The sequence below is a fragment of the Azoarcus sp. Soil_N_20 genome (assembly GCF_057656155.1).
In genome coordinates, this window is sequence record NZ_JBDGKX010000008.1 from 25494 (window position 1) to 39386 (window position 13893).

General features: G+C 64.3%; 13 protein-coding genes and 1 tRNA gene. 11 read left to right on the forward strand and 3 right to left on the reverse strand.

The genetic code is table 11. The annotated features are described in order from the left end of the window. Window positions 1-24: 24 nt before the first annotated feature. Window positions 25-1395, reverse strand: a complete 1371-nt coding sequence (locus AC3A35_RS16555; protein WP_487437294.1) for a M16 family metallopeptidase — start codon at window positions 1393-1395, stop codon at window positions 25-27. Window positions 1396-1549: 154 nt separating this feature from the next. Here AC3A35_RS16555 and ftsY point away from each other — a divergent pair, with 154 nt between their 5' ends. Genes ftsY through ftsX form a run of 3 tightly spaced genes read left to right on the forward strand, consistent with a single transcriptional unit; the run spans window position 1550 to window position 4262 of the window. Beyond that, window positions 1550-2713 carry a signal recognition particle-docking protein FtsY gene (gene ftsY / locus AC3A35_RS16560; protein ID WP_487437295.1) on the forward strand — a complete coding sequence of 388 codons (1164 nt, stop codon included), beginning with the start codon at window positions 1550-1552 and terminating at the stop codon, window positions 2711-2713. Then, entirely contained in the window at window positions 2710-3369 is a 660-nt protein-coding gene (locus AC3A35_RS16565) for a cell division ATP-binding protein FtsE (protein WP_487437296.1), read from the forward strand. Before ftsY ends, AC3A35_RS16565 begins: the two co-directional genes overlap by 4 nt. Continuing rightward, on the forward strand, window positions 3366-4262 hold the full coding sequence (ftsX, locus tag AC3A35_RS16570) for a permease-like cell division protein FtsX (RefSeq protein ID WP_487437297.1): 897 nt from the start codon (window positions 3366-3368) through the stop codon (window positions 4260-4262). Before AC3A35_RS16565 ends, ftsX begins: the two co-directional genes overlap by 4 nt. Before the next feature lie 63 nt (window positions 4263-4325). Here the strand turns inward: ftsX and AC3A35_RS16575 are convergent, their stop codons facing one another. After that, window positions 4326-5108, reverse strand: a complete 783-nt coding sequence (locus tag AC3A35_RS16575; RefSeq protein ID WP_487437298.1) for an ion transporter — start codon at window positions 5106-5108, stop codon at window positions 4326-4328. A 218-nt stretch (window positions 5109-5326) separates the two neighbouring features. Between AC3A35_RS16575 and ahpC the strand changes: the two genes are divergently transcribed. Together ahpC and ahpF are read left to right on the forward strand one after the other, a co-directional pair. Continuing rightward, a complete protein-coding gene (gene ahpC, locus AC3A35_RS16580) occupies window positions 5327-5890 on the forward strand; it encodes an alkyl hydroperoxide reductase subunit C (RefSeq protein WP_487437299.1) in 564 nt (187 codons plus the stop codon). 123 nt (window positions 5891-6013) lie between these two features. Then, window positions 6014-7567: an alkyl hydroperoxide reductase subunit F gene (gene ahpF / locus AC3A35_RS16585; protein WP_487437300.1), complete on the forward strand. Its 1554-nt coding sequence runs from the start codon at window positions 6014-6016 to the stop codon at window positions 7565-7567. A 103-nt stretch (window positions 7568-7670) separates the two neighbouring features. On the opposite strand, the gene AC3A35_RS16590 is transcribed toward ahpF, so the two are convergent. Continuing rightward, window positions 7671-7747: transfer RNA gene (locus tag AC3A35_RS16590), tRNA-Met, on the reverse strand. 105 nt (window positions 7748-7852) lie between these two features. Between AC3A35_RS16590 and AC3A35_RS16595 the strand changes: the two genes are divergently transcribed. From AC3A35_RS16595 to lnt, 6 genes are all read left to right on the forward strand, one after another. Continuing rightward, window positions 7853-8281: a hypothetical protein gene (locus AC3A35_RS16595; RefSeq protein WP_487437301.1), complete on the forward strand. Its 429-nt coding sequence runs from the start codon at window positions 7853-7855 to the stop codon at window positions 8279-8281. Between the two features lie 11 nt (window positions 8282-8292). After that, the gene (gene miaB / locus AC3A35_RS16600; RefSeq protein WP_487437302.1) at window positions 8293-9642 is read left to right on the forward strand and encodes a tRNA (N6-isopentenyl adenosine(37)-C2)-methylthiotransferase MiaB; all 1350 of its coding nucleotides are present in this window, start codon (window positions 8293-8295) and stop codon (window positions 9640-9642) included. Further along, window positions 9642-10634, forward strand: coding sequence for a PhoH family protein (locus AC3A35_RS16605; RefSeq protein WP_487437303.1), 993 nt, complete (start codon window positions 9642-9644; stop codon window positions 10632-10634). Before miaB ends, AC3A35_RS16605 begins: the two co-directional genes overlap by 1 nt. Beyond that, on the forward strand, window positions 10615-11370 hold the full coding sequence (ybeY, locus tag AC3A35_RS16610; protein ID WP_487437304.1) for an rRNA maturation RNase YbeY: 756 nt from the start codon (window positions 10615-10617) through the stop codon (window positions 11368-11370). The genes AC3A35_RS16605 and ybeY overlap by 20 nt, the downstream gene beginning before the upstream one ends. Before the next feature lie 98 nt (window positions 11371-11468). Continuing rightward, window positions 11469-12314, forward strand: a complete 846-nt coding sequence (locus AC3A35_RS16615) for a CorC family transporter (RefSeq protein WP_487437305.1) — start codon at window positions 11469-11471, stop codon at window positions 12312-12314. Then, window positions 12314-13837, forward strand: a complete 1524-nt coding sequence (gene lnt, locus AC3A35_RS16620; protein ID WP_487437306.1) for an apolipoprotein N-acyltransferase — start codon at window positions 12314-12316, stop codon at window positions 13835-13837. Before AC3A35_RS16615 ends, lnt begins: the two co-directional genes overlap by 1 nt. Window positions 13838-13893 lie beyond the last annotated feature (56 nt).

The window sequence follows — 13893 nt, forward strand, 5'->3', positions numbered from 1 at the left end:
TGGCGGGCTGTCGTCCTGGTGTGTTCAGTGCCGAGTGGGGGCGAACGGCGAGCGTGCGCGCTTTTCGCCGACCGGCTGCGGATCCAGCCGGGCGATGGTGAGGGCGTCGTCACCGAAGTAGCGTTGAGCCACGGCACGGACCTCGTCGGCGGTGACCCGGCGCAAGCCGTCGAGCAAGCGCTCGTCGTCGCGCCACGAAAGCCCGGCGGCCTCGAGGTAGCCGATCTCCATCGCCTGGCCCATCAGCGAATCGCGCTTATACACCTCGGACGCAAGCGCCTGGGTCTTGACCCGGTTCAATTCGGCCTCGCTCACCCCCTCGTCGCGGATGCGCTGCAACTCGGCGCGCAATGCGGCTTCGAGCGCCTCGACGGTGTGGCCGGCCGCGGGCACGCCGTCAAGGAGGAACAGCGAAGGGCCGCGGCCGGTTCCGTCGTAGCCGGCGCCTGCCGATGTCGCGATCCGGCTGTCGCGTACCAGCCGGCGATTGAGTCTGGCGCCGTCGTAGCCGTCGAGGATGGCCGCAAGCACCTGCAGCGCATAGGCGTCGCGGTCGCCGGCCGGGTCGCGCAGTGCGGGAACTTGCCAGGCCATCGCGAGGTAGGGCAGCTCGGCCGGGGCTCTGACCACGGTCTTGCGCGTGCCGCGCTGCTCGGGCTCGTTGCTGATCCGGCGTTCCGGCAGCGTCGTCGGTTTGAGCTTGCCGTAGTGCTGGCGGGCGAGGCCGAACACGGACTGATGGTCGACGTCGCCGACCACCACCAGATAGGCATTGTTGGGCCGATACCAGCGTTGGTACCACTCGCGGGTGTCGGCCGCCTTCATCGCGTCGAGATCGGTCATCCAGCCGATCACCGGGCGACGATAGGTGTGAGCCTGGAAGGCGGTTGCCATCAGTTGCTCATAGACGAGCGATCGCGGCTGGTCGTCGGTGCGCAGCCGGCGTTCTTCCTTTACCACCTCGATCTCGCGCGCGAACTCGGTATCGGTGATGATCAGGTTCCGCATGCGGTCGGCCTCCAGCGCCATCATCGCGCCCAAGTGGGTCGGCGGAACCTGCTGGAAGTAGGCGGTGTAGTCCTTGCTGGTGAAGGCGTTGTCACGGCCACCGATGGCCGCAACCCGCTTGTTGAACTCGCCGGGGCCGACCTTCTCGGTGCCCTTGAACATCATGTGCTCGAGCACGTGAGCCACGCCGGAAACGCCTTCCGGCTCATCCATCGAGCCGGTGCGATACCACACCATATGGACCACCGAGGGCGCCCGGCGGTCTTCCTTGACGATCACCCGCATGCCGTTGGCGAGCGCGGTTTCGTAAGTGCCGGCGTGGGCGGCAATTGCCGGTAGGACCCCGGCGACGGCAAACAACATGCGTAGAAAGGTCTGGTGAAACATGGGGATGTCCTGCATCTGATAGAATTCGCGACGCCATGCGCGTTTCGGCAACTCAGCCGGATCGACGCGGAGCCGCATCTTAGCCTTATCCGGATCGCAGCGCCCGTGCACTGCGATGGCGCCCTTCCGAACGACCCCTCAGACCCGAGTGCCCATGTTTGGTTTCTTCAAGAAGTCCGGCAAGACCGATACACCGGCGGCAACGCCTTCCGCAGCCGAGCCGCCAGCCCCCGCGCAGGTAGAATCCGAATCCATAGCCGCTGTGCCCGCCGCGGCAGTGACGGAACCGGTGGCGGAACTGCACCAGCAGGCATTCATGGACAGCATTCCGGCAGCCGTGAACTCGCCTGCCGCCGCGTCGGTGTCGAAACGCTCGTGGGCGGAGCGCCTGAAGGACGGCCTTGCACGTACCCGGCAGCAGTTCGGTGGCGGGTTGGCCAGCCTGTTCGGCCGCCGCAAGATCGACGAGGATCTGCTCGAGGAGCTCGAGTCCACGCTGCTGATGGCGGATTGCGGGGTCGATGCCACGCAGCACCTGATCGACGAGTTGCGCCTGCGCTGGAAGCGCGACCGGCTGGAAACTGCCGATCAGCTGCAGCAGGCGCTGGCCGATGGTCTGCATCGGATCATCGCGCCGCTCGAACAGCCGCTCGATGTTTCCGGCCACAAGCCTTACATCATCATGATTGCGGGGATCAACGGCTCGGGCAAGACGACCTCGATCGGCAAGCTCGCCAAGTACTTCCAGCAGCAGGGCAAGAGCGTGCTGCTGGCCGCCGGCGACACCTTCCGCGCTGCGGCGCGCGAGCAGCTGACGACCTGGGGCGAGCGCAACAATGTCACCGTGATCGCGCAGGATGGCGGGGACGCGGCGGCGGTGATCTTCGATGCGATCAACGCGGCGCGCGCGCGCGGGATCGACGTGGTGCTGGCCGACACCGCCGGGCGTTTACCCACCCAGTTGCACCTGATGGAAGAGATCGCCAAGGTCCGTCGGGTGATCGTTAAGGCCGATCCCACCGGACCGCATGAGGTCATCCTGGTGCTCGACGCCAACATCGGCCAGAACGCACTCGCTCAGGTCAGGGCCTTCGATACCGCGATCGGGGTGACCGGTCTGGTGGTGACCAAGCTCGACGGTACCGCCAAGGGCGGCGTGATCGCCGCCATCGCCCGCCAGTGCCCCAAGCCCTTGCGCTTCATCGGCGTGGGCGAGGGGATCGACGATCTGCAGCCGTTCAACTCGCGCGAATTCGTCGATGCCCTGTTCGAGCCCATCCCCGGTGCCGCAGGTGGCGCTGCCAGCGAGCGCGCATGATCGTTTTTGAGGATGTTGCCAAGCGCTATGCCGGTGGTTACACCGCGCTGGCCGGGGTCAGTTTCGAGATTCGCCATGGCGAGCTGGTCGTGCTGTCGGGCCATTCGGGTGCGGGCAAGAGCACGCTGCTCAAGCTGATTCCGGCGATCGAGCGGCCGACCGCGGGTACGGTGCGGATCAACGGCCAGGACGTGTCACGCCTGCCCAGGCGGGCGGTTCCGTATCTGCGCCGGAACCTCGGGCTGGTGCTGCAGGAGAACCGCCTGTTGTTCGATCGCACCGTGTTCGACAACGTCCTGCTGCCGCTGGTGATTACCGGGCATCCGCAGGGCGACGCCGCAAAGCGGGTGGCCGCGGCGCTCGACAAGGTCGGTCTCGGCGGTCGCGGCAAGGAAATGCCGGTCGGCCTGTCCGGTGGCGAGCAGCAGCGGGTGGCAATTGCGCGCGCGATCGTCAATCGCCCGTCGATCCTGATCGCCGACGAACCCACCGCGCATCTCGACCCGGCTTATGCGGCCGAGATCGCGGCGTTGTTCAAGTCGTTCAACCGGGCCGGCGTCACGGTGCTGGTGTCGACCCACGACGCATCCCTGTTCGCCGAATCGGCGCCGCGGCGCCTGACCCTGGCCAAAGGGCTGCTCACGGAGGCCGCATGAGCAACTGGTTCTATCTGCACGGGCGCGCGATCGCCCTGGCGATACGACGGCTGGCGGGCCAGCCGCTCGGTACGCTGCTGTCGGCCCTGGTGATGGGCATTGCGCTGTCGCTGCCGGCCGGCGGTTACCTGCTGCTGGACAACATCGCCTCGCTGGCGCGCGGCGTGTCCGGAACGCCGGAGATCAGCGTGTTTCTCGACAACGACGCAGGTCAGGCCGACGCCGGCGCGATCGAGACACGGCTGAAGGCCGAACCCCGGCTGGCGAGCTTCCGGTTCGTATCGCGCGATCAGGCGCTGCATCAACTCGAGCGTACCGGTCTGGGTGACGTGCTGGGGGGGCTCACCGCCAATCCGCTGCCCGATGCCTTCGTCGTCACCCTGCGCACCGAGGATCCCGCCGAGTTCGACGCCTTGTCGGCACAGATGATGACGTGGCCGCGGGTGGCGCATGTACAGCTCGATTCGGGCTGGGTCAAGCGTCTACATGCGCTGCTCGGTCTCGGCCGTTCGGCGGTGCTGATGCTCGCCGGCCTGCTCGGATTTGCGCTGGTGATCGTGACCTTCAATACGATCCGCCTGCAGATTCTCACCCAGCGTACCGAGATCCAGGTCAGCCGTCTGCTCGGTGCAACCGATCCGTTCATCCGCCGCCCGTTCTACTGGTTCGGGGGCTTGCAGGGCATGCTCGGCGGGTTGGTTGCGCTCGGCGCGGTATGGATCGGAGTGAAGGCGCTCGAGGCGCCGGTGGCAACGCTCGCCGAGTCGTACGGTGCGATATTTTTGCTGTCCGGCCCGCGCTGGCCGGAGTCTGTGGCCATCGTGCTGTTTGCCGCATTTCTGGGCTGGCTGGGTGCCGAGATCTCGGTCAGGCGGCATCTGGCCACGGACTGAGGGGGCGGCGGTTGCCAGCGGCAGGCTGAAGCGCGCACTGCGGCGGCAGACGCGATTGTGAATTCATGTGCCCTTTCGCAGCGCGGCGATCTCCGCCCTGAGCGCTCGCATCTCGCGCATCAACTCGTCGTGGTCGATATTGACCAACTCCCGGGTCTCTTCCTGTTCCGTGTGTTCCACCACGGTCATCGCATCGACCACGATCGCGATGAACAGATTGAGCACGGCAAACGTCGTCAGCAAAATGAACAGCACGAAGAAGATCCATGCCAGGGGATGCACTTCCATCACCGGGCGCACGATGCCCATCGACCATGACTCGAGCGTCATCACCTGGAACAGGGTGTAGAACGACGCCCCGATGGTGCCGAACCACGCCGGGAAGTCCGCGCCGAACAGTTTGGTGCTCATCACGGACGACACGTAGAACACCAGCAGCAGGAGGGTCAGCACCGAGGTCATGCCCGGGATCGCGCGGAGCAGGGCATTGACCACCTTGCGCATCGACGGTACCACCGACACCAGGCGCAGGGCGCGCAGAATACGCAGCGCGCGCAGCACGGACATGCCGTCACCGGTCGGGGCGAGGGTGATCGCCACGATGGTGAAGTCGAACAGATTCCATCCGCTGTTGAAGAAGCGGTGCCGGTACGCAATCAGCTTGAGCACGATTTCGATCACGAAGATGGCAAGCGCGATCCGGTCCAGTGCAAGCATCACGCCGCCGGCTGCGCCCATCACCGTGGTGGACGTTTCCAGGCCGAGGGTGATCGCATTGATGATGATCACGGTGATGATGAAACCCTGGAAGCGACGGGTTTCGAGGAAGGTGCGCAGTGCGGTCATGAGTTCTGCTATCGATGTTTGACGGGATGAGGCGCTGCCTTGGATGCGTCGTGTGCGGCCGGGGTTCCGGTCGGACAGGGTATCCACGAAAATTATAAAGCCTCTATGATCGATAGCGAAAAACGATCGACCTTATCTCTATTATCAATTAGAGCAATTTTGCTCGAAGGGCTATCATTTGATCGTCGTACTTTCATCAACCCACGGAGGATTCATCGATGCCCCTGATCAACAGCGTTATCCAGCCGTTCAAGACCACCGCCTATCACAATGGCAAGTTCGTTCCGGTCTCCAGCGAAGACCTGAAGGGCAAGTGGTCTGTCGTCTTCTTCTACCCGGCCGACTTCACTTTTGTCTGCCCGACCGAACTCGGCGACCTGGCCGACGTCTATCCCGAATTCCAGAAGCTGGGTGTGGAGTGCTACTCGGTTTCCACCGACACCCACTTTACCCACAAGGCCTGGCACGACGCGTCGGACACGATCAAGAAGATCCAGTACCCGATGCTCGGCGACCCTACCGGCGCGATCAGCCGCAGCTTCGACGTCATGATCGAGGAAGAGGGCCTCGCGCTGCGCGGTACCTTCGTGATCAACCCGGAAGGCGAGATCAAGGTTGCCGAAATCCATGACCTGGGTATCGGTCGCGACGCCAAGGAACTGCTGCGCAAGGTGCAGGCCGCCCAGTACGTGGCTTCCCACCCGGGCGAAGTGTGCCCCGCCAAGTGGACGCCGGGCGAAGCCACCCTGGCTCCGTCGCTGGACCTCGTCGGCAAGATCTAAGCCGCTGGTGCACACCCGGGCGTACCCCGTCCGGGCTTGCTGCTCGACAGCCGGCCTCGTGCCGGCTGTGTTTTATGTACGCCGCTACCGCGGATACAGCTCACTTTCACGGATGAAATCACCATGCTCGACGCCAACATCAAGACTCAGTTGAAAGCCTACCTGGAAAAAGTCACCCAGCCGATCGAGATCGTGGCCTCGCTGGACGATGGCGACAAGTCTCGTGAAATGCAGGCTTTGCTCAATGATATCAAGAGCCTTTCCGACAAGATCTCGGTCACCGAAGTGCGTGACGATGCCGAGCGCAAGCCCTCGTTCTCGCTCAACCGCAAGGGTGCCAACATGGGCGTGCGCTTTGCCGGCCTGCCCATGGGCCACGAATTCACCTCGCTGATTCTCGCGCTGCTGCAGGTCGGTGGTCATCCGCCCAAGGCCGAAGCCGAGGTCATCGAGCAGATCCGCAACATCGAGGGCAGTTTCGAATTCGAGACCCTCATCTCGCTGTCCTGCCACAACTGTCCGGACGTGGTGCAGGCACTCAATCTGATGGCGGTGATCAATCCCAATATCCGTCACACCATGATCGACGGCGCGCTGTTCCAGGACGAAGTCGACGCGCGCAAGATCATGGCCGTGCCCATGGTGTTCCTGAATGGTGAGCATTTCGGGCAGGGCCGTCTCGAACTGGCCGAGATCCTCGCCAAGATCGATACCGGTGCCGGGAAGCGCGTGGCGGAAAAGCTTTCGGCCAAGGAGCCGTTCGACGTGCTCGTCGTCGGGGGTGGCCCGGCCGGCGCGGCGGCCGCCATCTACGCGGCGCGCAAGGGCATCCGTACCGGCATCGTCGCCGAGCGCTTCGGCGGCCAGGTGATGGACACCCTCGGTATCGAGAACTTCATCTCGGTCAAGGAGACCCAGGGACCGAAGCTGGTTGCCGCGCTCGAGGAGCACGTCAAGCAGTACGAAGTCGACGTCATGAACCTGCAGCGTGCCGCCAAGCTCGTGCCTGGCGAGCTGACCGAAGTGCAGCTTGAAAACGGCGCTTCGCTCAGGGCGAAGACGGTGATCCTCGCCACCGGCGCGCGCTGGCGCGAGATGAACGTGCCGGGCGAGCACGAGTTCCGCGGCAAGGGTGTGGCCTACTGCCCGCACTGCGACGGCCCGCTGTTCAAGGGCAAGCGGGTGGCGGTGATCGGCGGTGGCAACTCCGGTGTGGAGGCCGCGATCGACCTCGCTGGCATTGTTGCGCAGGTCACCCTGCTCGAGTTTGCCGAGGATTTGCGTGCCGACGCCGTGCTGCAGAAGAAGCTCTACAGCCTGCCCAATGTCACCGTGATCAAGAGCGCGCAGACGACCGAGGTGACCGGCACCGAGAAGGTGAACGGTCTGATGTACAAGGATCGGGTATCGGGCGATACGCACTGGATCGAGCTCGAGGGTATCTTCGTGCAGATCGGCCTACTGCCGAACACCGATTTCCTCAAGGGTACGATCGAACTGAGCCGCTTCGGCGAAGTCATCGTCGATGACAAATGCCATACCTCGGTGCCGGGTGTGTTCGCCGCCGGTGACTGCACCACGGTGCCTTACAAGCAGATCATCATCGCCATGGGGGAAGGCTCGAAGGCTGCGCTGACCGCTTTCGATCACCTGATCCGGACTTCGGTCGTGGCATAGTCGACGTCGGACTGTCCGCGGGCGGTATGGAAGTCAGTTCCGGCCGACTTAGTTGGAGTGCGCAAACGAAAAGGCCTGCATTGCTGCAGGCCTTTTAATTTGGTGGTGGTGATGGGCGGAATCGAACCGCCGACCTATGGGTTATGAATCCATCGCTCTAACCGTCTGAGCTACATCACCAACAGAGCGCGCGACTATAGCTGCTGCGAGGGTGGGTCGTCAATAAGCAGGGATCAGGAACTTCTGTCGCCAATACATGGGGATGGGCCGCTCCGGTGCACGGGAGTGGGGCTGGAAGGCTTGATTTATAAGGATTTTGCATTGACATCGGGCAGGCGATCGGTGATCATTCGCAGCCTTGATATGTCCCATCGGTCCGGCCGGGAAATCGTGCGCGTCTTTCGCCTCGTCTTGTGTTTTGTCCTGGGTTGCCTGAGTGTCCAGCAGGCGCTTGCTTCCATGTCCCGCCCCTTCCCCGCAGGGGCGAAAAGGGTGGTGATGAGCTTTTCCGGAACCACTCAGGTCAAGCTTGGCAGCGACGCCAGATTGCTCAGCCCTGGCGCCCAGATTCGCGATTCGGAGAACCGCATCGTCCTGCCCTCGCATGTGGCCGGGGAGTACAAGGTGCGGGCGCTGAGCGACAACAATGGCCAGATTCATCGGGTGTGGATTCTGACCCCCGAGGAAATCGCTGCGCCCGACCCCAAGCAGTGAAGCCCCCCCCAATGAAGAAACTCTACATCCGCACCTTCGGGTGCCAGATGAACGAGTACGACTCCGACAAGATGGCGGACGTGCTCGGTGCCGATGAGGCCCTGACCAAGACCGACAATCCGGAAGAGGCGGACATCATCCTGTACAACACCTGTTCGGTGCGCGAGAACGCGCAGGAGCGGGTGTTTCATGATCTGGGCCGGGTGCGGCTGCTCAAGCAGCGGAATCCCGACCTGATCATCGGCGTGGGCGGCTGTGTCGCCAGCCAGGAGGGCGAGGCGATCGTCAGGCGCGCGCCCTACGTCGACGTGGTGTTTGGTCCGCAAACCCTGCATCGACTGCCGGCGCTGATCGCGGCGCGCAAGAAAAGCGGGCGTGCACAGGTCGATATCTCCTTCCCCGAGATCGAGAAATTCGATGCCATGCCCCCGGCGCGGGTCGAGGGTTCGAGCGCCTTCGTGTCGATCATGGAAGGGTGTTCCAAGTACTGCACCTTCTGCGTGGTGCCCTATACCCGGGGCGAAGAGGTTTCCCGGCCACTCGACGACATCCTCGCCGAAGTGGCAGGGCTGGCGGCGCAGGGGGTGAAGGAAGTCACCCTGCTGGGCCAGAACGTCAATGCGTGGCGGGGCGAGCTGGTGCGCTCGGAAGGCGACGAGGGCGATTTCGCCTTCCTGCTCGAATGCGTGGCGGAGCTCCCCGGGATCGAGCGCATTCGCTACACCACGTCGCATCCGCGCGAGATGACGCAGCGCGTGTTCGACGCCTACGCCAGGCTCCCCAAGTTGGTGTCGCACCTTCATCTGCCGGTGCAGTCCGGCTCGGACCGGGTGCTGGCGGCGATGAAGCGCGGCTATACCGTGCTCGAGTTCAAGTCGGTGGTGAAGAAGCTGCGCGCGGCGCGACCGGACCTGTCGCTGTCGTCGGACTTCATCGTCGGCTTCCCGGGCGAGACCGAGGAAGAGTTCGAGAAGACCATGAAGCTGATCGACGAGGTCGGCTTCGACTCGTCCTTCAGCTTCATCTATAGTGCGCGCCCCGGGACGCCGGCAGCGGACCTGGACGATCCGGTGCCGCAGGCAACCAAGCTGCGCTGGCTGGCGCGCCTGCAGAGGCGGATCGACGAGCAGGCGCAGGTGATCAGCCAGGCGATGGTGGGCAGCGTGCAGCGCATCCTGGTCGAAGGGGCGTCGAAGAAGAATGCGGACGAACTCGCCGGCCGTACCGACAACAACCGGGTGGTGAACTTCGTCGCCGCGTCACCGAACCGTGCCCGCCTGGTCGGAGAGTTCATCGATGTCCGGATCACCGCCGCGCTCCCGCACAGCCTGCGTGGAGAGATCGTGACCAGGGAGTCCTGATGGCGCGCAGCCTCGAGTTTGCGTTCGAGCCGGTCGATAACCAGCGACTGGCCAATCTGTGCGGGACGCTGGACGAGAACCTGCGCCAGATCGAAACCGCGTTCGACATCACCATCGCGCGTCGCGGCGAACATTTCACCCTCACCGGCCCGATTGCAAAATCGCGTCTGGCCGAGCAGGCGCTGAAGGAGTTCTATGTCCAGGCGAGCGAGCATCTGGCGTTGGCCGATGTACAGCTGGCCCTGATCGAGATCGGTACCCGGGCGGCAGTGGCGCCGCCGGCACCGGCGCTGATGACGCGCAAGCACGATCTGCATGGTCGCACGCCGCGTCAGATCGAGTATCTGCACCGGATCCAGGATCACGACATCACCTTCGGCATCGGCCCGGCCGGTACCGGCAAGACCTATCTCGCGGTGGCGAGCGCGGTCGATGCGCTGGAGCGCGATCTGGTCGAGCGAATCATTCTCACCCGGCCGGCGGTCGAGGCGGGCGAGCGCCTGGGTTTTCTGCCCGGCGACCTGGCGCAGAAGGTCGATCCCTATCTGCGGCCGCTGTACGATGCGCTCTACGACCTGATGGGCTTCGAGCGCGTCACCAAGATGTTCGAGCGCGGCAGCATCGAGATCGCGCCGCTCGCGTTCATGCGCGGGCGCACCCTGAACAATGCCTTCATCATCCTTGACGAGGCGCAGAACACCACGCCCGAGCAGATGAAGATGTTTCTTACCCGGATCGGTTTCGGGGCCAAGGCGGTGGTCACCGGTGACCTGACCCAGGTCGACCTGCCACGCGGCAGTCGCAGTGGCTTGCTCGAGGCGCGCGAGATCCTCGGCAAGGTGCGTGGGCTGGCGTTCATCGAGTTTCTCAAGGAAGACGTGGTACGCCACCCGCTGGTGGCGCGCATCGTCGAAGCCTATGACAATCAGACGGCGCGCGTGGCGCGCGCCGAAGCCGCAAGGAAGAAGGACAATGCCAAGGCAGGAAGCTAGCCCGAAGATCGTCGCCTTCGATGCCGAGGGCAAGGCGAGCAGGGTCAGGGCCGAGCGCATCGAGATCGATCTCGGTGACGGCCGGCGGCTATCGCTGTCCTTCCCCGAGCCGGGCTGGGGCGACCTGGAGATCGAGGCCGATACCGCGAGCGAATCCGAGGTGCCCGTCATCAGTGTGCAACCCGGCGGATGTAATGTGCTGACGCTGCGCGTCGATGTGCACCACGACATGCTGCCCGCCGATGAACTCGATCTAGCGCAGACCGAGGCGCCGCCGATACTCAATCTCGTCGTGCAGAAGGTGCTCGATGGCGGTGACAAGCTCAGCGCTCCGAAGAAGCATCAGATTCGGCGCTGGGCTCAGGCTGCATTGTTGGGCGATGTCGCGGTGACGGTGCGCCTGGTGGGCGAGGCCGAAGGGCGTGAGCTCAATCGAAACTACCGCGGCAAGGACTATGCAACCAACGTGTTGACCTTCGTCTACGCGGACGAGGATGGCGTGCCGGGCGTCGAGGGCGCACCGCTGACGGGTGATCTGGTGCTGTGCGTGCCGGTGGTGGTGCGCGAGGCGGCGGAGCAGGGCAAGCCCGTCGATGCGCATTTTGCCCATCTGGTGGTTCATGGCATGTTGCATCTGCAGGGCCACGAGCACGAAGTCGAGGCCGAGGCGGTGCTCATGGAAGCACGCGAACGGGACATCCTGCGTACCCTGGGCTATGCTGATCCCTATGCATGAAACCGGAGCAAGCGACGGGTGAGGTCCAAGGTGTGAGCGACTCCATGCACGATTCATGCTAGTGAGTGCTCACACCTTATTCCTTACCCAGCGTCAACATGGACAGCACCCCTAGTAAGCCTTCATTGCTCGAGCGACTTTCGGCCCTTCTCTCGCGCGAACCGGAAGATCGCGATGAACTCCTCGCGCTGCTCCACTCGGCCTTCGAGCGCAGTCTGCTCGATGCTGATGCGCTGTCGATCATCGAGGGCGCCCTGCAGATGTCCGACATGCAGGTGCGGGACGTGATGATTCCCCGCGCCCAGATGGATGTCATCCACATCGACGATCCGATGGACAAGATCGCGGACTTCGTCGTTGATACGGCCCACTCCCGGTTTCCTGCGGTGGGGGAGAGCAAGGACGATGTCGCCGGCATCCTGCTGGCCAAGGATCTGCTGCGCTACTTCGCCGGGCGCGAGTTCGACCTGCGCGACATGCTTCGTCCAGCGGTCTTCGTGCCCGAGTCGAAGCGCCTCAACGTGCTGTTGCGCGAGTTCCGCGTGAGCCGCAACCACATGGCGATCGTGGTGGACGAATATGGCGGCGTGGCCGGGCTGGTCACGATCGAGGATGTGCTCGAGCAGATCGTCGGCGACATCGAGGATGAATACGATTTCGACGAGATCGGTGACAACATCCGGCTTGATCACAGCGGCCGGTATCGGGTCAAGGCCACCACCGAGATCGAGGATTTCAATACCGCCTTCGCCACCCGCTTCAGCGACGAGGAAGTCGATACCGTTGGCGGACTGGTGATTCGCCAGCTTGGGCGCCTGCCCAAACGCGGCGAGGCGGTGGTGCTCGAGGGCCTCAAGATCCAGGTGTTGCGTGCCGACAGCCGGCGCGTCCATACCTTGCTGGTCGAGCGCGTGCCGCTTGCACCCGAGGTCATCGGGAACTGATGGCGGCACGTCCGGGGCGGTGGTCGCCTCCCGCCCTGCTGTTGTCGATCGCGGCCGGCGCCGCTGCGGTACTGGCTTTTGCGCCCTTCGACTTTTTTCCGGTTGCATTGTTGAGTCTCGCGCTGCTTGCGAGCGTGCTGGACCGGGCGCCGTCGGTGCGATCCGGCTTCATCCTCGGACTCGGCTGGGGGCTGGGGGCGTTCCTGGGCGGGGTTTCCTGGCTCTATGTGGCGCTCAATCGCTACGGCGGCATGCCGATGCCGGTGGCCGGAGCTGCGATCCTGCTCCTATGTCTCTACCTGGCGCTCTACCCGGCGTTGGTGGGGGGGCTGTATGTGCGCCTGCGGTCGGGGGGCGTCGCGTACCGGGCGCTGCTTTTTGCCGCATTGTGGGCGATCGCCGAGTGGCTGCGAGGGGTGGTGTTCACCGGTTTTCCCTGGCTTGCGAGCGGCTATTCACAGACGCCTCCCAGTCCGCTGGCCGGCTTCCTGCCCGTGATCGGTGTATATGGGGTTGGTGCCGTGCTCGCTTTCATCGCCGCACTGCTGGCACTGTCATCCTTGCGGCAGTGGCGTGGTGCGTGGCGAGCGGTTGCCGTGGTGGTCGGAGTGGGGCTGCTCGGTGCCGGGTTGGGGCGAATGGCCTGGACCGAGGCCGAGGGCGAGCCGCTGTCGGTGGCGCTGATCCAGACCAACGTCGAGCAAGGGTTGAAGTGGCGCCCCGATCAGTTTGCCGCAGTGCTGCAGACCAACCTCAGGCTGGTGCAAGAGAGTCGGGCCGATCTTGTGGTGCTCCCCGAGACCACCTTGCCGACGCTGGTCGAGCGCCTGCCCGAGGGCTACCTCGAGCTCCTCGGCGATTCGGTGCGTGCGCGTGGCGGGGCGCTGGTGCTCGGGGCGTTCACCGGTGATCCGCAGGGGCGGATCTACAACGCCGCGATCAGTATCGGAGACGGGCCGCGGCAGCATTACGCCAAGCAGCACCTGGTGCCTTTCGGCGAGTATTCGCCACCGCTTTTCGGCTGGTTCTATCGGCTCGCCGACATTCCGATGTCGGACCAGACCGGTGGCGACCCCCGGCAGTTGCCGATGGCGCTCCTCGGCCAGCGCATCGCGGTGAACATCTGCTACGAGGACCTGTTTGGCGCGGAGATCATCCGCAGCCTCCCGGAGGCCTCGCTGATGCTCAATCTGTCGAATCTCGCCTGGTACGGCGATTCGCTGGCGCAGCCACAGCACTTGCAGATCGCCCGCGTGCGCGCGCTCGAAACCGGGCGCCCGATGCTGCGCGCCACCAACACCGGCATGACTGCGGTGGTTCAGCCCGACGGATCGGTTGAAGGCTCGCTGCCCGCATTCGAGCGTGGTGTGCTGGAGCTGGAGATCCATGGCTATCGCGGGCTGACCCCGTATGCGCGCGGGGGTAACTGGCCGGTGCTGATGCTGGCAACGGGTTGGTTGATCCTGGTCATGGTGCGGCGGCGTCCCGAACATCTGCGCCGATGCTCGCCGTCGGGCTTGTGATCGCCCGCCCGCGCGAGCGCGAATGCCAGTAAAATCCCACGCTTTGCGTTCGATGC